This is a genomic window from Brachybacterium sp. sponge (assembly GCF_001613775.1).
Lineage (GTDB): Bacteria > Actinomycetota > Actinomycetes > Actinomycetales > Dermabacteraceae > Brachybacterium > Brachybacterium conglomeratum.
Map to the genome: position 1 here is coordinate 1,766,136 of NZ_LRMP01000001.1, position 25,466 is coordinate 1,791,601.

The 25,466-nt window shown below is 72.8% G+C and carries 21 protein-coding genes; 14 read left to right on the forward strand and 7 right to left on the reverse strand.

All coding sequences use genetic code 11. The annotated features are described in order from the left end of the window. Positions 1-136: 136 nt before the first annotated feature. Positions 137-1,201: a DUF808 domain-containing protein gene (locus tag A4A78_RS07810; protein WP_062947778.1), complete on the reverse strand. Its 1,065-nt coding sequence runs from the start codon at positions 1,199-1,201 to the stop codon at positions 137-139. 226 nt (positions 1,202-1,427) lie between these two features. Between A4A78_RS07810 and A4A78_RS07815 the strand changes: the two genes are divergently transcribed. Then, the gene (locus tag A4A78_RS07815; RefSeq protein WP_062947780.1) at positions 1,428-2,078 is read left to right on the forward strand and encodes an SDR family oxidoreductase; all 651 of its coding nucleotides are present in this window, start codon (positions 1,428-1,430) and stop codon (positions 2,076-2,078) included. On the opposite strand, the gene A4A78_RS07820 is transcribed toward A4A78_RS07815, so the two are convergent. Both A4A78_RS07820 and A4A78_RS07825 read right to left on the reverse strand, forming a co-directional pair. Further along, positions 2,068-2,397, reverse strand: coding sequence for an acylphosphatase (locus A4A78_RS07820; protein ID WP_082835225.1), 330 nt, complete (start codon positions 2,395-2,397; stop codon positions 2,068-2,070). The two genes, A4A78_RS07815 and A4A78_RS07820, sit on opposite strands and share 11 nt — an antisense overlap. A gap of 211 nt (positions 2,398-2,608) precedes the next feature. Then, positions 2,609-5,077: a phosphoketolase gene (locus A4A78_RS07825; protein WP_062947782.1), complete on the reverse strand. Its 2,469-nt coding sequence runs from the start codon at positions 5,075-5,077 to the stop codon at positions 2,609-2,611. 313 nt (positions 5,078-5,390) lie between these two features. On the opposite strand from A4A78_RS07825, the gene A4A78_RS07830 reads away from it, so the two are divergent. The 6 genes from A4A78_RS07830 to A4A78_RS07855 all read left to right on the forward strand — a co-directional run bounded on the left by A4A78_RS07830 (position 5,391) and on the right by A4A78_RS07855 (position 10,471). Beyond that, entirely contained in the window at positions 5,391-6,089 is a 699-nt protein-coding gene (locus tag A4A78_RS07830; protein ID WP_062947784.1) for a PepSY domain-containing protein, read from the forward strand. Between the two features lie 76 nt (positions 6,090-6,165). Then, positions 6,166-7,074 (forward strand): PPK2 family polyphosphate kinase, encoded by a 909-nt coding sequence (locus tag A4A78_RS07835; protein WP_062947786.1) that lies wholly within the window; start codon positions 6,166-6,168, stop codon positions 7,072-7,074. Between the two features lie 60 nt (positions 7,075-7,134). Then, positions 7,135-7,632, forward strand: coding sequence for a thiol peroxidase (gene tpx, locus A4A78_RS07840; protein WP_062947787.1), 498 nt, complete (start codon positions 7,135-7,137; stop codon positions 7,630-7,632). A 136-nt stretch (positions 7,633-7,768) separates the two neighbouring features. Beyond that, on the forward strand, positions 7,769-8,149 hold the full coding sequence (locus A4A78_RS07845) for a DUF488 domain-containing protein (protein WP_082835226.1): 381 nt from the start codon (positions 7,769-7,771) through the stop codon (positions 8,147-8,149). A 131-nt stretch (positions 8,150-8,280) separates the two neighbouring features. Next, positions 8,281-9,570: a globin domain-containing protein gene (locus tag A4A78_RS07850; protein ID WP_062947789.1), complete on the forward strand. Its 1,290-nt coding sequence runs from the start codon at positions 8,281-8,283 to the stop codon at positions 9,568-9,570. Positions 9,571-9,622: 52 nt separating this feature from the next. Next, positions 9,623-10,471 carry a sulfite exporter TauE/SafE family protein gene (locus A4A78_RS07855; protein WP_062947791.1) on the forward strand — a complete coding sequence of 283 codons (849 nt, stop codon included), beginning with the start codon at positions 9,623-9,625 and terminating at the stop codon, positions 10,469-10,471. Positions 10,472-10,547: 76 nt separating this feature from the next. On the opposite strand, the gene A4A78_RS07860 is transcribed toward A4A78_RS07855, so the two are convergent. From A4A78_RS07860 to zupT, 4 genes are all read right to left on the reverse strand, one after another. After that, positions 10,548-11,336, reverse strand: a complete 789-nt coding sequence (locus tag A4A78_RS07860; RefSeq protein WP_062947793.1) for an alpha/beta fold hydrolase — start codon at positions 11,334-11,336, stop codon at positions 10,548-10,550. A 193-nt stretch (positions 11,337-11,529) separates the two neighbouring features. After that, the gene (locus A4A78_RS07865) at positions 11,530-13,758 is read right to left on the reverse strand and encodes an NADP-dependent isocitrate dehydrogenase (protein ID WP_062947795.1); all 2,229 of its coding nucleotides are present in this window, start codon (positions 13,756-13,758) and stop codon (positions 11,530-11,532) included. A gap of 262 nt (positions 13,759-14,020) precedes the next feature. Next, the gene (locus A4A78_RS07870; RefSeq protein WP_062947797.1) at positions 14,021-15,208 is read right to left on the reverse strand and encodes a hypothetical protein; all 1,188 of its coding nucleotides are present in this window, start codon (positions 15,206-15,208) and stop codon (positions 14,021-14,023) included. Positions 15,209-15,252: 44 nt separating this feature from the next. Next, on the reverse strand, positions 15,253-16,083 hold the full coding sequence (gene zupT, locus A4A78_RS07875) for a zinc transporter ZupT (RefSeq protein ID WP_062947799.1): 831 nt from the start codon (positions 16,081-16,083) through the stop codon (positions 15,253-15,255). 102 nt (positions 16,084-16,185) lie between these two features. Between zupT and hisD the strand changes: the two genes are divergently transcribed. The 7 genes from hisD to A4A78_RS07910 all read left to right on the forward strand — a co-directional run bounded on the left by hisD (position 16,186) and on the right by A4A78_RS07910 (position 25,439). Continuing rightward, entirely contained in the window at positions 16,186-17,523 is a 1,338-nt protein-coding gene (hisD, locus tag A4A78_RS07880; protein ID WP_062947801.1) for a histidinol dehydrogenase, read from the forward strand. 131 nt (positions 17,524-17,654) lie between these two features. After that, on the forward strand, positions 17,655-18,671 hold the full coding sequence (locus A4A78_RS07885; protein WP_062947803.1) for a LacI family DNA-binding transcriptional regulator: 1,017 nt from the start codon (positions 17,655-17,657) through the stop codon (positions 18,669-18,671). Positions 18,672-18,801: 130 nt separating this feature from the next. Then, complete coding sequence (locus A4A78_RS07890; RefSeq protein ID WP_062947805.1) at positions 18,802-20,097, forward strand: sugar ABC transporter substrate-binding protein; 1,296 nt, start codon at positions 18,802-18,804, stop codon at positions 20,095-20,097. Between the two features lies 1 nt (position 20,098). Then, positions 20,099-21,082 (forward strand): carbohydrate ABC transporter permease, encoded by a 984-nt coding sequence (locus tag A4A78_RS07895; RefSeq protein WP_082835227.1) that lies wholly within the window; start codon positions 20,099-20,101, stop codon positions 21,080-21,082. Continuing rightward, a complete protein-coding gene (locus A4A78_RS07900) occupies positions 21,082-21,900 on the forward strand; it encodes a carbohydrate ABC transporter permease (RefSeq protein ID WP_062947807.1) in 819 nt (272 codons plus the stop codon). Before A4A78_RS07895 ends, A4A78_RS07900 begins: the two co-directional genes overlap by 1 nt. 73 nt (positions 21,901-21,973) lie before the next feature. After that, the gene (locus A4A78_RS07905; RefSeq protein ID WP_062947810.1) at positions 21,974-23,563 is read left to right on the forward strand and encodes a glucoamylase family protein; all 1,590 of its coding nucleotides are present in this window, start codon (positions 21,974-21,976) and stop codon (positions 23,561-23,563) included. Continuing rightward, positions 23,550-25,439 (forward strand): glycoside hydrolase family 3 protein, encoded by a 1,890-nt coding sequence (locus A4A78_RS07910; RefSeq protein WP_062947812.1) that lies wholly within the window; start codon positions 23,550-23,552, stop codon positions 25,437-25,439. Before A4A78_RS07905 ends, A4A78_RS07910 begins: the two co-directional genes overlap by 14 nt. Positions 25,440-25,466: the final 27 nt, after the last annotated feature.

Sequence of the window (25,466 nt, forward strand, 5' to 3'; positions counted from 1 at the left end):
GTCGGGGACGGAGGTGGCCCACCGTCGCACAGCCGACGCAGCCGGGCAAGCATGCGCGGCCGCGCCGCCCCGTGGAGGGACGACGCGGCGCCGGATGTCGGAGCGGGCGGGACGGAGGGGTCGAGGGGCGGGCCGCTCAGCGGGCGGCCGGCGGCTCCGTCGAATCGCCGGCGGGCTCCTGGTCGCTGCCGGTTCCTGCATCGTGCGCGTCGGCGGTGCCGCGACCGTCGGCCGCGGCGTGCCCTGCGCCCTCGGCGTGCCCCTCGCCGCCGCCGTGGTGGCCGAAGGGCAGGAAGTGCACGATCACGGCGAGGATCCCGCCGATGATCAGGCCGAACACGAAGGAGAAGAAGGTGTTCACCAGCCAGGCGAGCAGCGCTCCGACGCCGGCGACCCCCGCGACCAGACCCTCGAGGTGGTGCACCAGGCCGTAGGGCTGGGCGAGCCCGAGCTCATGGGTGCCGACCAGCAGGATGTGGCCGCCCACCCACAGCATCGCGATCATGCCGACGTAGCTGATCACGTCCATGACTCGCGGCATCGCGCCGACCAGGCCGCGGCCGAAGCGCTTCTTCCCCTCGGAGGCGTCCTCGTCCTTGGCCATCGCCAGGCCGATGTCGTCCATCTTCACCAGCAGGCCCACGGCGCCGTAGACCAGGGCGGTGATGCCGAGGGCGATCACCACGAGCACCGCGGCGCGCGTCCACAGGCTGTCGGTGTCCACCGAGTTCATCGAGATCACCATGATCTCGGCCGAGAGGATCAGGTCGGTGCGCACGGCGCCCGAGACGACCTTGTCCTCCGCTCCGGCGCCCTTGGTGCTCGCAGGCGCCTCCTTGGGCTTCCCGCGCACCAGCTCCCAGACCTTCTCGGCGCCCTCGAAGCTGAGGTACAGGCCGCCGAGCATGAGGATCGGGGTGAGCAGCCAGGGGGCGAACACGCTCAGCAGCAGCAGGACCGGCAGGATGAAGACGAGCTTGTTGCGCAACGAGCCCTTGGTGATCCGCCAGATGATCGGCAGCTCCCGGTTGGGCTTGATGCCCTGGACGTACTGCGGCGTCACGGCGGCGTCGTCGATCACGACGCCGATCGCCTTGGAGCCTGCCTTGGCGGAGGCTGCGGCGACATCGTCCGCGCTGGCCGCCGCGAGGCGCGCGAGCGCGGCGACGTCGTCGAGCAGGGCGGCGAGTCCACCGGCCATGGGAGTCCTTCTTCCGAGGAGACGGCCGCGGGCGCGACCGGGCTCAGGATAACGGTGCAGGAGCTGCGGATCGCGCGGCGGAGGCCGTGATCACGGCACGGGTCCGGCCCGTCCACGGCCCGGCTCCGGTCAGCTCCTCGGCACGAGATCGTCCTGTCTTCCCCTCACGGCGAACATCCGCGACCTCCCCTCGACGCGCCGCCGCGCCGGTGACAGAGTGGAGGGCATGGATATCGCACTCATCGGAGGACATGGGAAGGTCGCGCTGCTCGCGGCCCCGCTGCTGGTCGAGGCCGGTCACACGGTGCACTCCGTGATCCGCAACCCCGAGCACGCAGGCGAGGTCGAGGCGACGGGCGCGAGGGCTGTGCTCGCTGACATCGAGACCCTCGACGAGAAGGGCTGGGACGAGCTCCTGCGCGGGAAGGACGCCGTGGTGTGGACCGCAGGCGCCGGCGGCGGGGCCCCCGAGCGCACCCGTGCGGTCGACCACGACGCGGCGGTCGCCTCGATGGACGCCGCCGAGCGCGTCGGCGCCACCCGCTACGTGATGGTCAGCTACTTCGGCGCCTCGCTCGACCACGGCGTTCCCGAGGACAGCTCCTTCCACACCTACGCCGAGGCGAAGGCCCGGGCCGACGAGCATCTGCGCGGCACGGGACTGGACTGGACGATCCTCGGTCCCTCGGGCCTCACCCTCGAGGAGCCGACCGGTCGCATCGACACCGCCGCCTCGGAGTCCGGCACGGTCTCGCGCGGCAACGTCGCGCGCACGATCGTCGCTGCGCTCGCCGAGCCCGGATCCGTCGGGAAGTTCGTGACCTTCAACGACGGCGAGCAGGAGATCGGCGAGGCCTTCGCCTCCCTCAGCCGCTGATCCGGAAGCCCGTCTGGCCGCGCGGCGTCTCGCGGCGCACGTCGATCCCGTCGACGCGGGCGCTGGAAGGCCCCTGCCGGAGGTGGTCGAGCATGGCCTCGACCACCTCCGTCGTGCCTTCGACGTCCGCCTCGACGGTGCCGTCCCACAGGTTGCGCACGGTCCCGGCGGCGCCGAGTCGCGCCGCCTCCCTGGCGGCGTCCATCCGGAAGCCGACGCCCTGGACGCTTCCGTGCACGCGCACGATCCGGCGGATCCGCTCCGCGCCGTCGACGCCCGCGTCGGCGCCCTGATCCTGGTCCTGCTCCGGCTCGCTCATCGCCCTCGCCTCCCGCTCTCCTCGCCTCGCTGGTGCGTCGCAGCGCCCGCTGCGACAAGAGTATGGGCCGGGAGCCGCCCCGTCGCCGGGTGCGCCTCGCGCTCGGCGGGCCCTCAGGCACCGCCCCACGTCCCTGACCCCGAACGCCCCGCACCTGAGCCCGACTCGACACCGGGCCCCGTCCCGGCCCGCGGGCCGGGACGGGACGGGGTCACTCGTTGTCGCCGCCGGTGTCCTCCAGCTCGTTCGAGACCGCGTCGCCGCCGTCGCCCCACTGCCAGGCGGTGATGTCCGGGACGTCCTCGCCGTGCTCGTACGCGTGGGCCCGGGCGCGGAACCTGGCATCGACCATGCGCTGGCGCAGTCCGGCGAATCGCGTTCCCAGCCCGTCGACGCGGTCGATCACGTCCATCACCAGGTGGTAGCGGTCCGTGTCGTTGAGCATCAGCATGTCGAAGGGCGTGGTGGTCGTGCCCTCCTCCTTGTAGCCGCGCACATGGATGCGCGAATGCCGGTCGTGGCGGTAGGCGAGGCGGTGGATCAGCCATGGATAGCCGTGATAGGCGAACACCACCGGGACGTCCTCCCCGAAGTACCCGTCGAAGTCCTTCTGCGAGAGCCCGTGCGGGTGCTCGGACTCGTCCTGCAGCCGCATCAGGTCCACCACGTTGACCACCCGGACCCGCAGGTCGGGGATCTCCTCACGGAGGATCTTCGCCGCGGCGAGCACCTCGATGGTGGGGATGTCGCCGGCTGCGGCGAGCACCACCTCCGGCTCCTCGCCGAGCTGCTCGGTCCCGGCCCAGTCCCAGATGCCGAGTCCCCGCGCGCAGTGCTCGACCGCCTCGTCCATCGACAGCCAGTTCGGGTTGGGCTGCTTCCCGGCCACGACCACGTTGACGTACTGCTTCGAGCGCAGGCAGTGGTCGTAGGTGGACAGCAGCGTGTTCGCGTCCGGCGGCAGGTAGACCCGCACGATCTCAGCCTTCTTGTTGACCATGTGGTCGATGAACCCGGGGTCCTGGTGGGAGAAGCCGTTGTGGTCCTGGCGCCACACGTGCGAGCTCAGCAGGTAGTTCAGCGAGGCGATCGGTCGGCGCCACTCGAGCTCGTTCGTCACCTTCAGCCACTTCGCGTGCTGGTTGACCATCGAGTCGACGATGTGGATGAACGCCTCGTAGGAGGAGAACATGCCGTGCCGGCCGGTGAGCAGGTAGCCCTCGAGCCAGCCCTGGCACTGGTGCTCCGAGAGCATCTCCATGACACGGCCGGCCCGGGCGAGGTGCTCCGAGCGGTCATGCTCCTCGAAGTCCGCGTTCCACTGCTTGTCGGTGACCTCGTAGACGGCCTGGAGCCGATTCGAGGCGGTCTCGTCAGGCCCGAAGATACGGAAGGTCGAGGGGTTCTCGCGCACCACGTCCCGCAGCCAGGTGCCCAGCACCCGCGTCGCCTCGGAGACGGAGCCGCCGGGCGCGGGCACGTCCACGCCGTACTCGCGGAAGTCGGGCAGGCGCAGCGGGGTGAGCACGGAGCCGCCGTTGGTCGACGGGTTCGCGGACATCCGCAGCGTGCCCGTCGGGGCGGCGGAGGCGACGTCGCGGACCAGCTTCCCGGTCTCGTCGAAGAGCTCCTCGGGGCGGTAGGAGCGCAACCAGGCATCGAGCTCGGCGAGGTGCTCGTCGGTGTCCCGGGCGCTGGCCAGCGGCACCTGGTGCGAGCGCCAGGAGCCCTCGGCCTGCTGGCCGTCGATCTCCTCCGGGCCGGTCCAGCCCTTCGGGGTGCGCAGCACGATCATCGGCCAGGCGGGGCGCTCGGTCTCGCGGCCGGCCTCGGCATCCTCCGCGGCCCGGGCCTTGATCTCCGCGATCCTGTCGAGGGCCGTATCGAGCACCTCGGCGAAGCGGCGGTGGATCTCGAGCGGATCCTCGTCGTCGAAGCCGCCGGTGAAGACCAGCGGCTCGTGCCCGTAGCCGCGCATCAGCGCCTCGAGCTCGTCGTCGCCGATCCGGGCAAGCACAGTCGGGTTCGCGATCTTGTACCCGTTCAGGTGCAGTATCGGCAGCACCACCCCGTCCTGCTGGGGATTGAGGAACTTGTTGGAGTGCCAGGAGGTGGCCAGCGGCCCGGTCTCCGCCTCGCCGTCGCCGACCACGGTGAACGCGATCTGGTCGGGGCTGTCGAACATGGCGCCGTAGGCGTGGGAGAGGGCGTAGCCGAGCTCCCCGCCCTCGTGGATCGACCCGGGCGTCTCCGGGGCGACGTGCGAGGGGATCCCTCCGGGGAAGGAGAACTGTGTGAACAGGCGCTTCATCCCCTCCTCGTCCTCGCTGACCGCGTGGTACACCTCGGAGTAGGTGCCCTCGAGATAGGAGGCGGCCACGAGGCCCGGGCCGCCGTGCCCGGGGCCGGTGATGTACATGGCGTTCAGCCCGCGCTGGACGATGGCCCGGTTCGCGTGGGCGTAGAGGAAGGTCAGGCCCGGGGTGGTGCCCCAGTGCCCGAGCAGCCGGGGCTTGACGTGCTCGCGCTGCAGGGGCTTGCGCAGCAGCGGATTGTCCTTGAGGTAGATCTGGCCGACGGAGAGGTAGTTCGCGGCGCGCCACCAGGCGTCGAGCCGCTCGAGGTCGGTGTCGGAGGGGGCGGAGGCGGGGGAGCTGGGCCATGCGGGTGCGGTGGTCATGGTGCCTTCCTGATGTGCCTGATGATCCTGGGACCTGAGGTGCCGTGCCATGGACCGGCTCGGCGCCGATACGGCCACCGTATGGCCGGAGCAGCAGGGTGGGAAGGGACCATCGGGCCCTGGACGGCGTGCCGGGGCATCGCGCCGGGCGCAGAAGGGCGCGGCACCGTCCGGACCGACCGATGAGCACTCGATGAGGGTCTGATGAGAAGGTGCTCAGGAACCGTCGGGAGCGTCGCCCGACGGCATAGCCTGAGGTCACACGCAGACCGGCGGACTCGATCCGCCGGCCGATCCCAGGAAGGCCGACCCCATGACCCGCACCTCCGCCCGTTCCCGCAGCACCGTCCGCGCCATCGCCCTCTCGGCCCTCGTGCTGGGCCTCGCTGCCGGGTGCGGCGCCGACTCCGGCAGCGACGAGGCCCCTGCCATCGAGGGCCCCGGTGCCTCCGAGCAGGAGGACGCCGGCACCACCGCCGACGACGACACCGCCTCCGAGGGCGCCGCCTCCGACGACGGCGCGGCGAGCGACGACGGGGGAGCGGGCTCCGCCGCCGGCGCCGCGGCGCTGCCCGAGGACGCCGACCTCGCCACCGAGCAGCTGCCGATCACCGCGGAGAAGGCCGTCGAGATCGGCCTCGGCGCGGCCGGCGGTGGCGAGCTGGTGCAGATCGAGATCGACCACGACGACGACGTGTGGGAGTGGGAGCTCGAGATCGTCGACGGCGGCCGCCAGCACGACCTCGACATCGACGCGACCAGCGGCGAGGTCACCGAGCACGACCAGGACGATGACGACGACCAGGACCCGGCCGTCGACGTGACCTCCCCGATGCCCTACGCCGAGGCGATCAAGATCGCGCTCGGGCAGGAGCAGGGCCGGGTCTCCGGCTGGGACCTCTCCTCCGACGACGGCCGGATCCACTACACGATCGACGTCGACCGCAGCGGCGGCGACGACGTGGAGGTCGAGGTGGACGTCGAGTCGGGCGAGGTCCGCGTCGACGACTGAGCGGCCCGGCACCGCGCCCGGGGAGCCGCCGTCGAACGGCTCCCCGCGGCGCGCCCTGCCCGTTACCCTCCTGCCTATGGCGAACTCGAAGAAGTCCTCGAAGAAGAAGGCCGACGGACCCGCGCAGAAGGCGCCCCGCGGGTTCCGGATCGCGAACGACTGGAAGGGTGACGTGCGGGATCTCGACCCGCGCGCCACGCCCGGCTTCTCCGGCAAGAAGGCCGACGGCAAGGAGTTCCTGCTCACCCGCGATGCCGAGCTCGACGAGCTCCAGGAGCGGCTCTACGCCGCCCACCACAGCAACGGCGAGGGCCGGTCGGTGCTGCTGATCGTGCAGGGCATGGACACCTCCGGCAAGGGCGGGATCATGCGCCACGTCGTGGGGAGCGTCGATCCGCAGGGCGTGGAGATCACCGCGTTCAAGGCCCCGACGGCGGAGGAGAAGAAGCACGACTTCCTGTGGCGGATCCGCCCGCACGCCCCGGCCCCGGGGATGATCGGCGTGTTCGACCGCTCGCAGTACGAGGACGTGCTGATCCACCGCGTCCACGGCTGGGCGGACTCGAAGGAGATCCGCTCGCGGTACACGGCGATCAACGCCTTCGAGCGGGAGCTGGCCGCCGCCGGCACCACGGTCGTGAAGGTCATGCTCCACGTCTCCTACGAGGAGCAGGGATCGAGGCTGATGGAGCGGCTCGAGCGCCCGGACAAGCACTGGAAGTACAACCCCGGCGACGTCGACGAGCGCCAGCACTGGGACGACTACGTGGACGCGTACACCAAGGCGCTGCGCGCCACCTCCACCGTCGGTGCGCCCTGGCACGTGATCCCCGCCGACCGCAAGTGGTACGCACGGATCGCCGTGCAGCAGCTGCTGATCGACGCGCTGACGGACATCGACCCGCAGTGGCCGGCCGCGGACTTCGACGTCCTGGCGGAGATCGACCGTCTGCGCGGCACGATGGGGCAGGACAAGTCGGACTGAGCCCGCCCGGGCCCGTGACCTCGGCTTGTGTCCTCACGCTCGCGGGCCGATGATGGAGGCATGGCTTCCATCACCTTCAAGAACGACCCCGTCACCACCGTCGGCGAGCTGCCCGCGAAGGGCTCGGCCCTGCCGGCCTTCGAGCTCGTGGGCCAGGACCTCGGCGCCGTCTGCGGCGCGGACCTCGCCGGCAAGCGCGTCGTGCTGAACATCTTCCCGTCCCTGGACACCGGCACCTGTGCCATGTCCGTGCGGAAGTTCAACGAGCTCGCCGCCGGCTTCGAGAACACCGTCGTCGTCTGCGTCTCGAAGGACCTGCCCTTCGCGCAGGCCCGCTTCTGCGGCGCGGAGGTGATCGAGAACGTGGTCACCGGCTCCGCCTTCCGCTCCAGCTTCGGCGAGGACTTCGGCGTGACCATGAAGGACGGGCCGCTCGCGGGTCTGCTCTCCCGCGCGGTCGTCATCGCCGACGCCGACGGTACGGTCCTCTACACCGAGCAGGTCGCCGAGGTCTCCGAGGAGCCCGACTACGACGCCGCCGCGGCCGTGCTCGCCTGAGACCGCCCGCCCCGCCGGACCCGGCCGCGACTCCTCGTCGCGCGCCGGGTCCTGTGCTTCCCGGCCCCGCGCACCCCGGCCCCCGCGCACCGGACGCCCCACCGCTCCCGGGGCCGCCCGACGGAAGGAGCCCGCCATGTCCGCCCTCACCATCTCCCTCGAGCGCGTCCACGACCTGCTGGACGACGACGGCCCCGCCGACGGCGAGCGCCGCGTGCTGGTGGACCGGCTGTGGCCGCGCGGCGTGAAGAAGGAGCGCCTCGTCCACGACGAGTGGGACAAGGATGTCGCCCCGAGCTCCGAGCTCCGCAAGGAGTTCCACAGCGGGGAGCTGGACTTCGAGGAGTTCTCCGCCCGCTATCGCCGTGAGCTGGAGGAGGGCGAGGCCGCCCAGGCGCTGCTGGACCGGGCGGAGGAGGACGGGGCGAGCACCCTCGTGCTGCTGTTCGCCGCGAAGGACGTCGAGCACAACCACGCCCAGGTGCTGCAGGAGGTGCTGCAGGAGCTCGCCGGCTGAGGCCGGTGCTCCCGTCCCCGTCGACGGGGACGAAGGTCCGGGCGCTTCCTGTCATCGCGCCCCTAACGTGGACGAGCAGGCCGTCGACGGCAGACGGCCGACAGCCCCGTCCCGTCCAGGAAGGACCTGCCATGTCCGTGGCGACCGCCTCGATCCTCCACCCGCAGCTCGACATCGAGGAGCGCCTCGAGCCTGCTCACGAGCAGATCGTGCGGGAGACCCTCCCGCTTGTCGGTGAGCACGTCGAGGAGATCGCCCCGGTGTTCTACGGGCGGATGTTCGCCGCGCACCCCGAGCTGCTGCGCGACACCTTCAACCGCGGCAACCAGGCCCGGGGCGCCCAGCAGAAGGCGCTCGCCGCCTCCGTCGCGACCTATGCGACCCTGCTGGTCGCCCCGGACGGGCCGAGCCCCGCCGCGCTGCTGTCCCGGATCGGGCACAAGCACGTCTCCCTCGGCATCACCGAGGACCAGTACGGGATCGTCCACGAGCACCTGATGGCCGCGATCGTCGAGGTGCTCGGCGCCGACGTGGTCACCGGGGACGTGGCCGCCGCGTGGGACGCCGTCTACTGGCACATGGCCCGCACGCTCATCGACTTCGAGCACGGGCTGTACGCCGAGGCGCAGGTGACCCCGGGCGACGTGTTCCGCACCGCCCGCGTCATCCGTCGGATCGAGGAGAGCTCGAGCGTGGCGAGCTTCGAGCTGGCCGCCCCCGAGGGGGACGAGCCGCTCGCCGACTTCCTGCCCGGCCAGTACATCAGCGTCGGCGTGCGCCTGGCTGACGGGGCGAGGCAGCTGCGTCAGTACTCGCTCTCCGACGCCCCCGGCCGGGGACGCTGGCGGATCTCGGTGCGGCGCGAGGACGGGGACCCGGCCGGCGAGGTCTCCTCGCACCTCCACCGCACCCTCCACGAGGGCGACGAGCTGCAGGTGACCCTCCCAGCCGGCGACCTGGTCCTCGACGCACAGGCGACCTCGCCCCTCGTGCTGGTCTCGGCGGGCATCGGGATCACCCCGATGCTGGGGATGCTGCGCCATCTCGCCGCGGTCGACAGCGAGCGCGAGGTGGTCGTGCTGCACGCCGACGGCGACGCGGCCGACGCCGCGCACCTGCCCGAGCTGCTGGACACCGTCGCCTCCCTGCCCGAGCACAGCGGCTCCCGGGTACGGCTGTGGTTCTCCGGCGAGCTCGGCGAGGACCCCCTCGCGGGCCGGACGCACCCCCGCCTCTCGGCGCATGCGGGCCGGATGACGATCACGGGCGAGCACCTGCCCGAGGGTGCGGAGATCTACCTCTGCGGCGGCAGCGGATTCCTGCGCGGCGCCCGCGAGCAGCTGCTCGCCGCCGGGGCCGACGAGGAGCGGATGCACGTGGAGCTGTTCTCCCCGAACGACTGGCTGCTCCCGGGCGCCTGAGTCCCGTGGACCGCCCGTCGCGGACGACGGAGGAGGACTAGGGTCGTCCCTCGTGGAACCCCTCTCCCTTCTCGTCCTGCTCGTCATGGGCGTGGTCGCCGGCGCCATCAACGCGGCGGTGGGATCCGGCTCCCTCCTCACCCTCCCGGTGCTGATGGCGGTGGGCCTGCCGCCCGGCGTCGCGGTCCGCACGAACACGGTGGGGATGTTCTTCTCCACCGTCGGCTCCGTGCTCGGCTACCGCCGCGAGATCGCCGAGGAGCGACGCCATCTCACGCCGCTGGTGCTCACCGCTCTGCTCGGCGCGAGCGCGGGCGCGCTGCTGCTGCTGACCTCCCCTGCCGAGGCGCTCGACGTGGTCGTGCCCGTGCTGATCGTCGTCGCCCTCGCGCTCGTGGTCCTGCAGAAGCCGCTGACCACCGCGCTGCGCTCCCGCTCGGAGAAGCGGGCCGAGCGCCGCGCCGCGGCCGACGGGGAGGGGACCGAGGGGGCGACCGATGCGGTCGCGTCGGCGGACGGCTCCGAGCGCAGCCCGCTGCGCTCCCCGCCGCTGGTCGGCTCGATCGGTGCGGCTTCCGTCTACGGCGGCTACTTCACCGCCGCGCAGGGGGTGCTGTACCTGGGGATCCTCGGGGTCTTCACCGGGCGGCCGATGGGCTCGGTCAACAGCGTCAAGAACCTGCTGAGCCTGTGCGTGAACCTCGCCGCGGCGCTGATCTACGTGATCGCCTTCTTCGTGGTCGACGCGCAGGTGGTGTGGGCCGCGAGCGCCGCGATCGCGGTGGGCTCGCTGCTGGGCGGCTTCTTCGGCGCGCACCTGGCGAAGCGCCTGCCCGAGTGGGCGCTGCGCGGCGTGATCGTGGTGGTCGCGCTGTTGGCGCTCTTCCGCGAGGTCGTCTGAACCGTCGGCCGACGGGCGCTGCGCCTCGGGCCGACGGGTCCTGAGCGCCCAGTCGACGAGCCCGGCCGGCACCGGCTCAGGACAGTAACGGCATGACCTCGGCGAGCACCTCGTCGGGCGGGAACAGGGTGCCGCCGTGGTCCCGGCCGTGCAGGGACACGAACTCCGCGTCCGGCATCAGCGAGGCCGCCCGGGCGGACTCCTCGTGGCGGGGATGGTCCTCGCTGCCCGCCATCCACAGCGAGGGAACCGTGCAGCTCTCCAGCATCTCGTCCGGCACGGCGGCGGTGGCGTCGGTCGCGACGAGCAGCGCCGCGACCGCCTCGTGGTCCGCAGCGAGGAAGGCGGTGCGCGTGGCGCGCGCACGGCGCGAGGTGACCTCCGGCCCCAGCCCCTGACCGGCGCAGAACGACTCCATGCCCTGCTCGCGGACCGCGTCGATCACGCCCGGGAAGAACACCGAGTCCACCGCGCCCCGCTGCGCGGAGGCCGAGCCGCCGAGGCTCACCAGGCGCGTGACCAGGCCAGGATGCGCCAGCGTCGTGCTCAGCGCGATGCGTGCGCCGAGGGAGTAGCCCATCAGCGCCGCACGGCCGATGCCCTCGGCCTCGAGCACGGCGAGGAGGTCCTGCACGAAGACCTCCTGCGTGTACGCCGCGGGGTCGTGGGGCTTCCCGGAGCTGCCGTGGCCGCGCAGGTCCACCCGGAGCACGGTGTGCTCGGCAGTGAGCGGTTCGAGATAGCCGAGGCCCCGCCAGATCGCCCGGGAGAGCACCGAGCCGTGCAGCAGCACCAGCGGCGGCCCGTCCCCGGAGACGTCGTAGCGCAGGTCGACGCCGTCGACGGGGGAGGGGATGACGGGCATGGGAGGGATCCTTCGGAGGCACGGTGCGGGTGGGGAGCGTTCGGCGCGCTCTGTGCCCAGGATAGGGAGGGCGGCGCGCTCACCCGTCGGGCGGCACGGGGCGACCCTGCACGGCGGGGAACGCACGGACGACAGGGGCCGGGCCGGTCATCCGAGGATGACCGGCCCGGCCCCTGTCAGGAGCGCGCCGCGGTCACAGCGCCGCGGAGATCTCCTCGAGGATGCGGTTGAAGGTCGCCGACGGACGCATCACCGCGGCGGTCTTCTCGGCGTCCGGGCGGTAGTAGCCGCCGATGTCCGCGGGCTCGCCCTGCACCGCGAGCAGCTCCGCGGCGATGGTCTCCTCGCCGTCGGTCAGCTCCTTCGCGATAGGGCCGAAGGCGGTCGCCAGCTCCGCGTCCTCGGTCTGCTTCGCCAGCTCCTGCGCCCAGTACATCGCGAGGTAGAAGTGGCTGCCGCGGTTGTCGATCGAGCCGAGCTTCCGCTGCGGGGACTTCCCCTCGTTCAGCAGGGTCTCGGTCGCACGGTCCAGCGCGTCGGCCAGCACGGCGGCGCGGGCGTTGTCCGCGGTGCGGGAGAGGTGGCGCAGCGACTCGGCCAGCGCCAGGAACTCGCCGAGGGAGTCCCAGCGCAGGTAGTCCTCCTCGATGAGCTGCTGGACGTGCTTGGGCGCGGAGCCGCCGGCACCGGTCTCGAACAGGCCGCCGCCGTTCATCAGCGGCACCACCGAGAGCATCTTGGCGCTCGTGCCGAGCTCCATGATCGGGAAGAGGTCGGTGAGGTAGTCGCGCAGCACGTTGCCGGTGACGGAGATGGTGTCCTCGCCGGCGCGGACGCGGGCCAGGGTGTGCCTGGTCGCCTCGACGGGGGAGAGGATCCGGAGGTCCAGGCCCTCGGTGTCCTCCTCGGCGAGGTAGGCGTTCACCTTGGCGATGAGGTTGCGGTCGTGGGCGCGGGTCTCGTCCAGCCAGAACACGGCCGGCATCCCGGACTGGCGCGAGCGGCGCACGGCGAGCTGCACCCAGTCGCGGATCGGCGCGTCCTTGGCCTGGCAGGCGCGGAACACGTCGCCGGCGGCGACCTCGTGGGTCATGAGCGCCGCACCGGAGGAGTCGCGCACCTCGACGCGCCCGTCGGAGGCGATCTCGAAGGTCTTGTCGTGGGAGCCGTACTCCTCGGCCTTCTGTGCCATGAGCCCGACGTTCGGGACGGTGCCCATGGTGGTGGGGTCGAAGGCGCCGTTGGTCTGGCAGTCCTCGATGGTCGCGGAGTAGACGCCCGCGTAGGAGGAGTCCGGGATCACCGCGAGGGTGTCCTGCTCGGCGTCGTCCTTGTTCCACATGTGGCCCGAGGTGCGGATCATCGCCGGCATGGAGGCGTCGATGATGACGTCGGAGGGGACATGGAGGTTCGTGATGCCCTTGTGGGAGTTCACCATCGCGAGGTCGGGGCCCGCGGCGAGGTCCTGGTCGATCGCGGCGCGGGCGCCCTCGCGCACCGACTCGTCGAGCTCGTCGATCCCTGCGAGCAGGCCGCCGAGCCCGTTGTTCGGGGACAGGCCCGCCTCGGCGAGCACGTCGCCGTACTGGGTGAACAGGGTGGGGAAGAAGGCGCGGACCGCATGGCCGAAGAGGATCGGGTCGGAGACCTTCATCATCGTGGCCTTGAGGTGCAGGGAGAAGAGCACGCCCTGCTCCTTCGCCGCGGCGATCTGCTCTCGCAGGAAGGTCTCCAGCGCCGCGACCCGCATGACGGTGGAGTCGACGACCTCGCCGGCCAGCACCGGCACGGAGGGCTTGAGCACGGTCTCCGTGCCGTCGGCGGCGACGTGCACGATCGAAAGGGTGTCCTCGGCGTCCATCACCACGGACTGCTCGTTGGAGCGGAAGTCGTCCGCGCCCATCGTCGCGACGGAGGTCCTGGAGTCCTTGCTCCACTCGCCCATGCGGTGGGGGTGCTTCTTGGCGAAGTTCTTCACCGCGGCGGGGGCGCGGCGGTCGGAGTTGCCCTCGCGCAGGACGGGGTTCACGGCCGAGCCCTTGACCGAGTCGTAGCGGGCGCGGGCGTCCTTCTCCTCGTCGGTCTCGGGGTTGTCGGGGTACTCCGGCAGGGCGATGCCCTGGCCCTGCAGCTCGGCGATCGCGGCCTTCAGCTGCGGCACGGAGGCGGAGATGTTGGGCAGCTTGATGATGTTCGCCTCGGGCGTCTTCGCGAGCTCGCCCAGCTCGGCGAGCGCGTCGGCCTCCCGCTGCTCCTCGGGCAGGAGGTCCGAGAACGCCGCGACGATGCGTCCGGCCAGGGAGATGTCACGGGTGGTGACCTCGATCCCGGCGGTGTCGGAGAAGGCGTCGAGGATCGGCAGGAACGAGGCGGTCGCCAGCATCGGTGCCTCGTCGGTGTGGGTGTAGATGATGCGCGCCATGTGTCGCGGGGCTCCCTCGGGTCGATGCGTCATGGGTCTCGGGCCAAGACTATCTTGACGTCAAGAATTCTTCGACGGCGGGCATGGCCGGCCGTCGATCCGGACGCCCCCACGGTACGTGAGCGCGGTGCGGGGCGCAGTCCCGGGCGGTCGGTGGATCGACGGGGCGGCCGGCGGGACGACGGGGCGGCCGACGGGACGACGGAACGGCGGACGAGGCGGCGAGGCGCCGCGGCGGAGAGGCGGCGAAGCGCCGCGGCGCTCAGCCGTCCTCGGGCTCGGCGCCCTCGAGCACCTCGAGGTCCCAGGGGTCGGAGAGCACGACGTGGGTGGCGCCCGCGGCGTCGACGGTGACGGCGAAGGCATGGGCGCGGTAGTCGCCGGGGGAGAGGGCGCCGTGGCAGGTGCCGTGCGTGGTCCAGGCGGTCTCCGCGGTGCTCACCCCCTCGCCGTCCATCCACTGCAGCGGGATGCTGCCGGCGTTCCGGGCCCCGGCGACGATGACGCCGTCCCCGGGGCGGGTCACCACGATCCCGGTCATCAAGGGCAGGGTGCCGTGGTCCTCGGAGGCGGCGGTGACCTGCGCGGTCGCGCCCGCGCCCGCCTCGTCCTCGCCCGCCTCGGCATGAACGGCGGGGGAGGGGTCGGCGGCGGCGACGCTCAGCCCGGCGCCGTCGCCGACGGGGGCGAGCTCGCGGCCGCAGCCGAGGGAGGAGAGGTCCGCGGGGGTCTCGCCGTCCTCCGCCGTCACCGCGCCGGGAACGGCCCGCAGGCGGCCGTCGACCACGTCCAGCAGAACGTCGGCGCTCGCCTCCCAGCCGCTGCGCTCCGCGGCGCGGCCGGAGCCCTCCGGGCCCGCGCCGGACAGGCGCAGCAGGTACTGCCCGTCGGGCAGAGGGGCGTCGTCGCAGGTGCCGAGCACGAGCCGGGCGGTGACGGAGGAGGGGGTGGGGCCCTCGGCGGTCGTCTCGACCCGGGCCCGCACCACCATCGGCGGCGCCGGGGCGCCGTCGACGCCGAGCGCGTCCCCGTACCCCTCGGCCGGCGCGCCGCGGTCCGCGGGGTGCGCGGGCACGATCACGGCCTCGGGGGCGAGCCCGCCGTAGGCGGCGTCGGCCTCGAGGGCGAGGTCGCCGGTGATCATTACTTCGTTGTCCTCCGCCTGCACGCTCGTGGGGGTCAGCGTCCCTGCGTCGCGGGAGGGCAGGGGGTCCTCCGCCGTGCCGGGCTCGCACAGCCAGGCGGGATCCACCGGGACGGTCTCGGCGCCGGCCACCTGCTCGGGGTCCATCGGGGCCGCGGTCGCCGCCGGGCTCGTGGTGTCCTCGCCGCCGAGCGGTCCGGGCAGCGCATCGCAGGCGACGAGGGAGGCGGCGAGCGCGAGCGCCCCTGCGGCGGCGGCGACGATCCGTCCCGGGCGCGCGAGCCGCCTGGCTGTCCTGGTCGTCATCGTGTCCCCCTCCTCGTGATCCCCGCACAGAACCTACCGGAGCGTCACAGCACCAGCAGGGTCACCGCCATGACGGCCATGCCGGCGATCAGCGAGTAGATGACCGTGTGGTGCTCCCCGGTCTCCTCGGCGGCGGGCAGCAGCTCGTCCAGGGACACGAACACCATCACCCCGGCCACGCCGGCCAGGATCGCGCCCATCGCGTCGCCGGTGAGCACGGGGGCGAGCAGCAGGTAGCCGATCACGGCGCCGACGGGCTCGGCGAGCCCCGTCATCGTCGCCAGCCAGAACGCCTTGCTGCGCGAGCCGGTCGCGCGGCGCACGGGCACGGCGACGGCGAGGCCCTCGGGGATGTTGTGCAGGGCGATCGCGGCGACCACGGGGATCGCGACCTCGGGGGCCTGCAGCGCGGCGACGAAGGTCGCGAAGCCCTCGGGCACGTTGTGCAGGGCCAGGGCCGCGGCGGTGATCGCGCCGGTGCGCAGCAGGCGGGCGCGCAGCGCCCGGTCCTCGAGCTGCTCGTCGGGCTCGCGCACCTCGGCCCGTCCATGGCTGCCATCCATGCGACCGGCGAACTCGTGGGGGCTGACGGCGCGGGGGACGAGCCGGTCGAGCACGGCGATCAGCGCGATCCCGACGAAGAAGGACAGGGTCGCCAGCGCCGTGCCGCGCCCGGTCGGGGCCGCGCCGCCGGAGAGCACCCGGGCGCCCTCGGGCAGCAGCTCGACGAAGGAGACGTAGAGCATGACGCCGGCCGAGAGGCCCAGTCCGCCGGCGAGGAACCTCGGCCCGGTCCCGCGGCCGAGCACGCCGAGAGCGGCGCCGATCGAGGTGGCGCCGCCGGCGACGACGGTGAGGAGGAAGGCGACGAGCACCCGTGCACCCTACTGGGCGGTCCGCACCTCGGCGGGGACCCTCGGCCCGTCCCGTGGTGGGCACCACGGCCGACGCCGGGTGACCGCTCCTAGACTGACCCCATGTCCCCCGCCGACGCCTTCCTCACCGTGACCGACCTGCGCGCCCGCAGCCTGAGCGCCGCCCAGCTCACCGCCGCCCTGCCGCGCGCGGAGCTCGACGTCGCCGCGGCCGCCGACGCCGTGCGCCCCGTGGTCGAGGACGTCGCCGCCCGCGGCGCCGAGGCGGTGCTCGAGGCCTCCGAGCGCTTCGACGGGATCCGTCCCGCGCACCTGCGGGTCCCCGCCGCGGAGCTCGAGCGTGCCCTCGCGGAGCTCGACCCCGCGATCCGCTCCGCGCTCGAGGAGTCGATCGCCCGGGTGCGCGCGGTCGACGCCGCCCAGGTCCGTCCCGCCGAGACCGTCGAGGTGGTGCCCGGAGGCACCGTCACCCAGCGCTGGGTCCCGGTGCGCCGCGTCGGCCTGTACGTGCCGGGCGGCCGCGCCGTGCTGCCCAGCTCCGTGGTGATGAACGTGGTGCCCGCCCAGGCCGCCGGCGTCGAGCAGATCGTGCTCGCCTCCCCGCCGCAGAAGGAGTTCGGCGGCCTGCCGCACCCCACGATCCTCGCCGCCTGCGCGCTGCTCGGGGTCACCGAGGTGCTCGCCGCCGGCGGCGCCCAGGCGATCGCGCTGCTCGCCCACGGCGCGGAGGACCTCGGCGACGGAGACGGGCTCGAGGGCGTGGACCTCGTCACCGGACCCGGCAACGTCTACGTCGCCGCCGCCAAGCGCCTCGTGCGCGGGAAGGTCGGCATCGACGCCGAGGCCGGTCCCACCGAGATCGCGATCCTCGCCGACGACACCGCCGATCCCGCCTATGTCGCCGCGGACCTCATCTCCCAGGCCGAGCACGACCCGATGGCCGCGAGCGTGCTGGTCACGCCGTCCGAGGTGCTGGTCGAGGCGGTCGAGGCGGCGCTCGCCGCGCAGGTCCCCGCCGCCCTCCACCGGGAGCGGATCGAGGAAGCGCTGCGCGGACCGCAGAGCGGCGCCGTGCTCGTCGCGGACCTCGCCCAGGGCCTCGCGGTCGTGGACGCCTACGGCGCCGAGCACCTCGAGATCCAGACGGCCGAGGCCGACGAGGTCACCGCACGGGTCACCAACGCCGGCGCCGTCTTCGTCGGCCCCCACAGCCCCGTCAGCCTCGGCGACTACGCCGCGGGCTCCAACCACGTGCTGCCCACGGGCGGCACCTCCCGCTTCACCGGCGGGCTCGGGGTGCAGACCTTCCTGCGCGGCATCCACGTGGTCCGCTACGACCGCGACGCGCTCGCCGGAGCGCGCGAGGCGGCGACCACGCTCGCCCGTGCCGAGGGGCTGCCCGCCCACGGCACCGCGATCGACGTCCGCTTCGAGAGCTGACCGGAGGGGCGAGGGTTCGTCCGTCGCTCCGAGATCCTTTGCCCCGTCTTGATTGCCGCCACTGATGTAAGCGCATACACTCGGATGTCGCGACGCACCGGGCGCCGCACCGCTCGACGAGGAGGTGGAGCATGACCGGCAACGGCGAGGAGCTCCCGACCGCCACGATCTACGAGGTCGCCGAGAGGGCGGGCGTCTCGATCGCGACCGTGAGTCGCACCTTCTCCGACAGCTCGAAGGTCGCGCAACGCACCCGCGAGGCGGTGCTCGAGGCCGCCCACGACCTGCAGTACGTCCCCGCCGCGGCCGCCCGCGCCCTCGCAGGCCGTCGCACCCGTGCGCTCGGCGCGGTGCTGCCCCACATCGACGGCCACTACTACGCGCAGCTCCTGGTCGGATTCGAGATCGCCGCCTCCGAGCTCGGCCTCTCCGTGGTCCTCGCCCTCGCCTCGCCCGACGGGGTCCGCTCCACCGCCGCGCTCGACCTCCTCGGGCGCGTCGACGGCGTCGCCTTCATGGCCCCCAGCGCCGCCGACGACGCCTTCGTCGCCCGGGTCGCCGCCGTGCGCCCCACCGTCACCGTCGCCCGCGGCACGGTCGAGGGCGCCGATGCGATCCACGCCGAGAACCGCACCCCGGCCCGCGAGCTCACCGCGCACCTGATCGACCACGGCCGGCGCCGCATCGGCTTCGTCGGCCGCCCCGAGCCCGGCTCCGACATCGCCGGCCGCCACCGCGGGTGCCTCGACGCGCTCGAGGCCGAGGGCCTCTCCCTGGTGCGCCTGCACGAGACCGACCCCGTCGAGGACGCCGGGCGCGAGGTCGCCGAGAGGATCCTCCGCGGACCCCTCGACCTCGACGCGCTCGTGTGCGGCAACGACGAGCTCGCGCTCGCCGTCGTCGCCCGCCTCACCGAAGGCGGCGTGCGCGTCCCCGAGGACGTCGCCGTCACCGGCTGGGACGACTCCCTCGCCGCCCGCTACATCACCCCCGGACTGACCACGGTCCGGCAGGAGGTCGCCGAGCTCGGCGCCCTCGCCGCCCGACGGCTCGCCGCCCGCATCGACGGGAACCCGGCGCTCGAGCCCGTGACCGTCGGCTCCCGGGCCGTGCTCCGCGCCAGCTGCGGCTGCCCCCGCGCCGCCTGACCCCGACCACCGCGCCGCTCCGAGGTCCGCACCGCTCCGGACCCGGCGACGCGACCGCCGCGCCCCCGATCCCCCACCCGCTGGACCGCTTCCGACCCGCAGCACCCGCAACACCGACGAAGGAGTCACCATGTCCCTCACCGCACGCCCCACCCGCCGCACCGTCACCGGTCTCGGCGCCGCGGCAGCACTCGGACTGCTCGCCGCCTGCGGCCGCCCCGACGCGGAGTCCGGCGGCGGCACCGCCGCCTCCGCCGAGCCGATCGCCGAGGGCGCGGCCACCGGCTCCCTCACCGTCTGGGCGATGGGAGCCGAGGGCGAGAAGCTGCCCGAGCTGCTCAAGGGCTTCCAGGAGCAGAACCCCGAGGTCACCGTCGAGGTCACCCCCGTCCCCTGGGACAGCGCCCACGACAAGTTCACCTCCGCGATCGCCGCCGGCACCGCCCCCGACGTCGCCCAGGTCGGCTCGACCTGGATGGCCGAGTTCGTGGGCCTGGACGCGCTGGAGCCCACTCCCTCCGAGATCGCGACCGACGACTATTTCGCCGGTGCCCTCGACTCCGTGACCGTGGACGAGACCGTCTACGGCGTGCCGTGGTACGTCGAGACCCGCGTGGTCTTCTACCGCAAGGACCTCGCCGAGGAGGCCGGGATCACCGAGCCGCCCACCGACTGGGACGGCCTGGTCGCCCTCGCCCAGGCGTACCAGGAGCAGGCGGACGCCACCTGGGGCATCTCCCTGCAGCCCGGCGGCACGGGCTCCTGGCAGACCGTGATGCCGCTGATCTGGTCCAACGGCGGGAACGTGGTGGACGAGGCCGGAGGTGCCTTCACCTTCGAGTCCCCGCAGAACGAGGAGGCGCTGGCCTACTACCAGTCCTACTTCACCGACGGGATCGCGAACCCGGCCCCCGCCGACGGCACCACCGAGCAGGACTTCGTCTCCGGCGCGGTGCCGATGTTCATCTCCGGCCCCTGGATGATGAGCGCCGTCGAAGCCGTGGGCGGGGAGGGCTTCGCCGACAAGTACGGCGTGTTCACCATGCCCGTGAAGGAGTCCGGCTCGAGCTTCCTGGGCGGTGCGAACCTCGGCGTCTTCCAGGGCACGAAGAACCGTGACGCCGCCTGGAAGCTCGTCCAGTACCTCTCCACCCCGGAGGTGCAGGTGGAGTGGTTCGCGCAGTCGACCGACCTGCCCGCGCTCCAGCAGGGCTGGGAGGACGAGTCCGTCGCCTCGAACGAGAAGTTCGAGGTCTTCCGCGCGCAGCTCGACACCGCGATCGCCCCGCCCGTGGTCGCGACCTGGGAGCAGGTCGCCGCGTCCTTCGACGCGCAGATCGAGGAGGTCTGCAAGAACGACCTCGCTCCCGCCGAGGCCCTCGCGGCGACCCAGTCCGAGGCCCAGGGCATCGGCACCGGAGCCTGAGATGAGCACCTCCACCATCCCCTCGGCGGGCCCCGCGCGGCCCGCGGGCGGGGGCACCGGCTCGGGCGGCGGGGGAGCGGCCGCGGCCGGTCCCCGCCGCCGGCGCTCCCGGCGCGGGGCCGCCGAGGCCCGCGCCGGCCTCCTGCTCGCCCTGCCCTTCGTGGTCCTCTTCGCCGTCTTCACCGCCTGGCCGGTGCTGCAGTCGATGATCATGTCGTTCACCGACATGCGCATCTCCGACATCCGCACTCCCTTCGCGGTGGACTTCGTGGGCCTGGAGAACTACCGCACGGCCTTCGCCGATCCGGTCTTCCGCCGCGCCGCGGCGAACACCGGCGTGTTCGTGCTGCTCGGCGTGCCGCTGACGATCATCGCCGGGCTCGCCGCCGCGATCGCTCTGAACCACGGGGTGGGGCGGCTGCGCTCGGTCTTCCGGATCGGGTTCTACTCGCCCGTGATCACCTCGATCGTCGCGGTCGCCGTCGTCTGGCGCTTCCTGCTCCAGCCCGAGACGGGCCTGGTCAACACCGTGCTGGGCTGGGTCGGGATCGACGGGCCGCACTGGCTCGGGGACCAGCGCACCGCGCTGCTCTCGCTGGTGGTGATGGCGGTGTGGCGCAACTTCGGCACTTCGATGATCATCTTCCTCGCCGGGCTGCAGGCTGTGGACCCGGGACTCCATGAGGCCGCGGCGCTCGACGGGGCCGGCCGCTGGCGCCGCTTCGTCAGCATCACCCTGCCCTCGATCCGGCCGACGATGCTTTTCGTGCTGGTCACCACCTCGATCGGGTATCTGCAGTTCTTCGAGGAGCCCTTCGTGATGACCAGCGGCGGCCCGCTGAACGCCACTGTGTCGGCGTCGATGTACACCTACAACCAGTTCGGCTTCGGCAACTACGGCGTCGCCGGCGCCATGGCCTACCTGACCTTCCTCGTGATCGGCATCGTCACCCTGGTCCAGTTCCGCCTGATGAGGGAGAAGTGATGCTCGAGCGCCGCAGTCCCGTCCTGACCTACATCGTCCTGACGATCTTCCTGCTCCTGGTGATCACCCCCTTCGTGTGGATGGTGCTGGGGAGCCTGAAGACCCAGGGGGAGCTGCTGCGGGTGCCGCCGACCTGGCTGCCCGAGGCCCCCACCCTGGACAACTTCCGCCGCCTGTTCGACCGTCCCTTTGGCAGGTTCTTCGCGAACTCGACCGTCGTCGCGCTCGTCGTCACGATCGGCAACCTGCTGCTGAGCTCGATGTTCGGCTACGCCCTCGCCCACCTGAACTTCCCCTTCAAGAAGCTGCTGTTCGTGCTGGTGCTGGGATGCCTGATGATCCCGGGCCTGGTCACCTTCATCCCGCAGTACGTGCTGGTGGTGAACCTGGGCCTGGCCGACACCCTGCCCGCGCTGATCCTGCCCTTCCTGGTCCAGCCCTTCAGCGTGTTCCTCATGCGGCAGTTCTTCCTGGGCCTGCCGCGCGAGCTGCTCGAGGCCGGGCGCATCGACGGCGTCGGGGAGATCGCGATCTTCTTCCGGATCTACCTGCCGCTGGCGGGCCCGGCCTTCGCGACCCTCGGCATCCTCACCTTCCTCGGCTCCTGGAACAACTTCCTGTGGCCGCTGGTCGTCTCCTCGAGCGAATCCACCTACACCCTCCCGGTGGCGCTCGCCCTGATCTCCACCGGCCAGAACGAGACCGACTACGGGCTGCTGCTCGCGGGCGCGACCCTCATCGTGCTGCCGATCCTGGTGGTCTTCCTCTTCTTCCAGCGCCACTTCATCCAGGGCATCGCCTCCACCGGCATCAAGTGAGCCCCGACGCGGGCGGCCCGCCGCGCGGCGGGCCGCCGGCACCCCACCCGCCACCACGCCTCGAGGAGGCATCGTGACCCTTCGCCCCCGCGCGACCGGCATCGACCGGCGCACCCTGCTCACCGTCCCCCTGCTCGGCGCCGGCGCCCTCGCGGCGACGGCCGCGGCCTCCGGTCGTGCCGTTGCCGCATCCGCCCGCGCCGCGGGCGCCCGGCCCGTCGGACCCGCCGGCCCCTCCGCCCCGTCCGGCGCCGACCGCGCCCTGCTGCGCCGCTGGGCCGCCGACACCTGGCGCAGCCTCGATGCGATGACGGTGCGACGTACGGGCCTGATCTCGGACAGCATCGACGCGTCCCTCGTCGGACACTCACGCCACACCTCGCCCACCAACATCGGCGGCTCCCTGTGGTCCGCGCTCGTCGCGCGCGAGCTGCGCCTGATCACCCCGGGCGACGCCCGTCGGCGCATCGCCGCGACGCTCACGAGCCTCGAGGAGATGGAGCACCACGAGCCCTCCGGCATGTACGTGAACTGGTACGACGAGGTCGACGGCACGATCCTGCGCGCCTGGCCCGGCAGCGGTGCCCCCGTCGTCCCCTTCGTCTCGAGCGTGGACATGGGCTGGCTCGGCGCGGCCCTCCACCTCATCGCCGAGGCCGATCCGTCGAACCGCCGTCGTGCCCGGCGTCTGCTGGACGGGATGCGCTGGGACGTGTTCTTCGACCGCGACGTGGCCGCGCAGCCCGGCCAGACCGTCGGCGGATTCTGGATCGAGGACCCGGGCCGGGAGGACGCCGAGCTGCTCCCGCTCATGAACGGGATCGCGGGCGAGGACGTCTGGTACCACACCGGCCACCACTACGACACCGCCGTCTCCGAGGCCCGCATGGTCACCTATCTCGGCATCATCGCCGGTCAGATCCCCGCGGCCGCCTACTTCACGACCTTCCGCACCTTCCCGCCCGAATGGGACTGGCCCGAGATGCCGCCGGTGGGGGAGTGGACCGAGCACGAGGGAGTGGCCGTCTTCGAGGGCGCCCACAGCCACCGCGGCATGGAGATCGTCCCCGGCTGGGGCGGGTCCATGTTCGAGGAGCTCATGCCGGATCTCTTCGTGCCCGAGGCGGCCTGGGGACCCGACAGCTGGGGACGCAACCACCCCCTGCACGTGCGCGCCCAGCGCGAGCACGGACTGGACGAGGCCGGCTACGGCTACTGGGGCTTCTCCCCGAGCTCCGACCCGCACGGCGGCTACCGCGAGTACGGCGTCGACGCGCTCGGCCTGAACCCCACCGGCTACTTCTCCGACGCCGCCGGCACCGACTGGCACGCCGGCGAGCCCTACCCGCAGGGCCTGGACGGCGTGGTCACCCCGCACGCCGCGGCGCTCGCCCTCCAGTACGAGCCGGGCGCCGCGCTCGAGAACCTCTCCCGGATCGAGACCGAGCTCGGCGCCTACGGCCCGGGAGGCTTCCACGACGCGGTCGCCACGCGCACCGGGGTGCGAGCCGAGCGGCACCTCTCCCTGGACCAGTCGATGGTCATGGGGGCGCTGGGCAACGTGCTCCTGGACGGCCGGCTGCACGAATGGTTCGCGACCGACGAGATCGAGGCGGCGCTGCGCCCCGTGCTCGCCCAGGAGGTGTTCCGTGCCCACGGCTGACCGCTCCCTTCCCCACCTCCTGACCGCCGAGGACGGCACCCGCTACCGGGACCTCAACGGCAACGGCGTCATGGACCCCTACGAGGACCCGCGCCTCGGCGCCGAGGAGCGGACCGAGGACCTCCTGGCCCGTCTCTCCCTCGAGGAGAAGGTCGGGTTGCTGTTCCACACCGTCATCGAGACCGGCCCGGACGGTACGCTGCTGGAGACCCCCGGCGCGATCTCCAAGTCGCCGACGACGACGGTCGTCGCCCGGAAGCTGATGACGCACTTCAACGTGCACGGCCTGGAGAGCGCCGAGGCCGCCGCCCGCTGGCACAACCGCCTGCAGCAGCTCGCCGAGACCACCCCGCACGGGATCCCGGTGACGATCTCGACCGACCCCCGCCACGGCGGGGCGCAGAACGCCGGCACCTCCTGGGCGACGTCCTTCTTCTCCCTGTGGCCCGAGCCGCTCGGACTCGGCGCCCTGCGCGACCCCGAGCTCGTGCGCGTCTGGGCGGACACGGTGCGGCGCGAGTACACCGCCGTCGGGATCCGCGCCGGCCTCCACCCCGTCGCGGACCTCGCCACCGAGCCGCGCTGGGCCCGGCAGCGCGAGTGCTTCTCCCAGGACCCCGAGCTCACCGCCGAGCTCGTCGGCGCCGCCCTCGAGGGCCTCGCCGGCGAGGAGGGGGAGCCGCCGGTGCAGTCCACCGTCAAGCACTTCCCGGGCGCCGGGCCGCAGAAGGACGGCGAGGACGCCCACTTCCCCTACGGCCGGGATCAGGTCTACCCGGGCGGACGCTTCGAGGACCATCTGCTGCCCTTCCGGGTCGCGATCGACGCGGGCGCCGAGGCGATCATGCCCTACTACGGACGGCCCGTCGGCCTCGTGCGCGACGGCGAGGAGATCGAGGCCGTCGGCTTCGGCTTCAACAGGCAGGTCCTCACCGGGCTGCTGCGCGGTGAGCTCGGGTACGAGGGGGTGATCGTCAGCGACTGGGAGCTGGTCAACGACAACCACGTCGGCGACCAGGTGCTCCCGGCCCGCGCCTGGGGAGTCGAGGAGCTCACCCCCTCACAGCGCATGGCGCGGATCCTCGAGGCGGGCGCCGACCAGTTCGGCGGCGAGGAGTGCACCGAGCTGCTGCTGGACCTCGTGCGCGAGGGCGCCGTGGCCGAGGAGCGGATCACCGACTCGGCACGCCGCCTGCTGCGGGTCAAGTTCCGCCTGGGCCTGTTCGACGACCCCTACGTCGACGAGTCCGCGGCCGCGGCGCGCGTGGGCATCGAGGAGGACCGGCGGCGCGGCCACGAGGCCCAGGCCCGCAGCGTCGTCGTGCTCCACGACGACGGCGGCCTGCTGCCCCTGCGCCGGACGGGCAGCGGTGCCGGGGGCCGGCTGCGCCTCTACACGGAGGGACTCCCCGAGGAGGTCGTCGCCGCGCTCGGCGAGCCCGTCGAGCACCCGGCCGACGCGGACCTCGCCCTGCTGCGGATCGGGGCCCCCTTCCAGCCCCGGGACGACCTCTTCCTCGAGGCCTGGTTCCACCAGGGCGACCTCGCCTTCCCGCCCGGTCTCGCGCACCGGCTCGCCCGGATCCGGGCGGTCTGCCCGCTGGTGCTCGACGTCGATCTCGACAGGGCGGCGGTGCTCACCGACATCGCCCCCGTCTGCGATGCGCTCACCGGCACCTTCGGGGTCTCCGGCGCCGCCTGGGCCGACGCGATCACCGGGCGGGTGCCGGCGGCGGGACGGCTGCCGCTGGACCTGCCGCGGTCGATGGATGCGGTGCGCGCCGCCCCCGAGGACGTCCCCGGCGGGACCGCGGACCCGCTCTACCCGTTCGGGCACGGCCTGGATCTCGCGGCGCGTCCGGACGTGCACGGCTGACTGCCCGGTCCCCACGGGCCGGGCGGA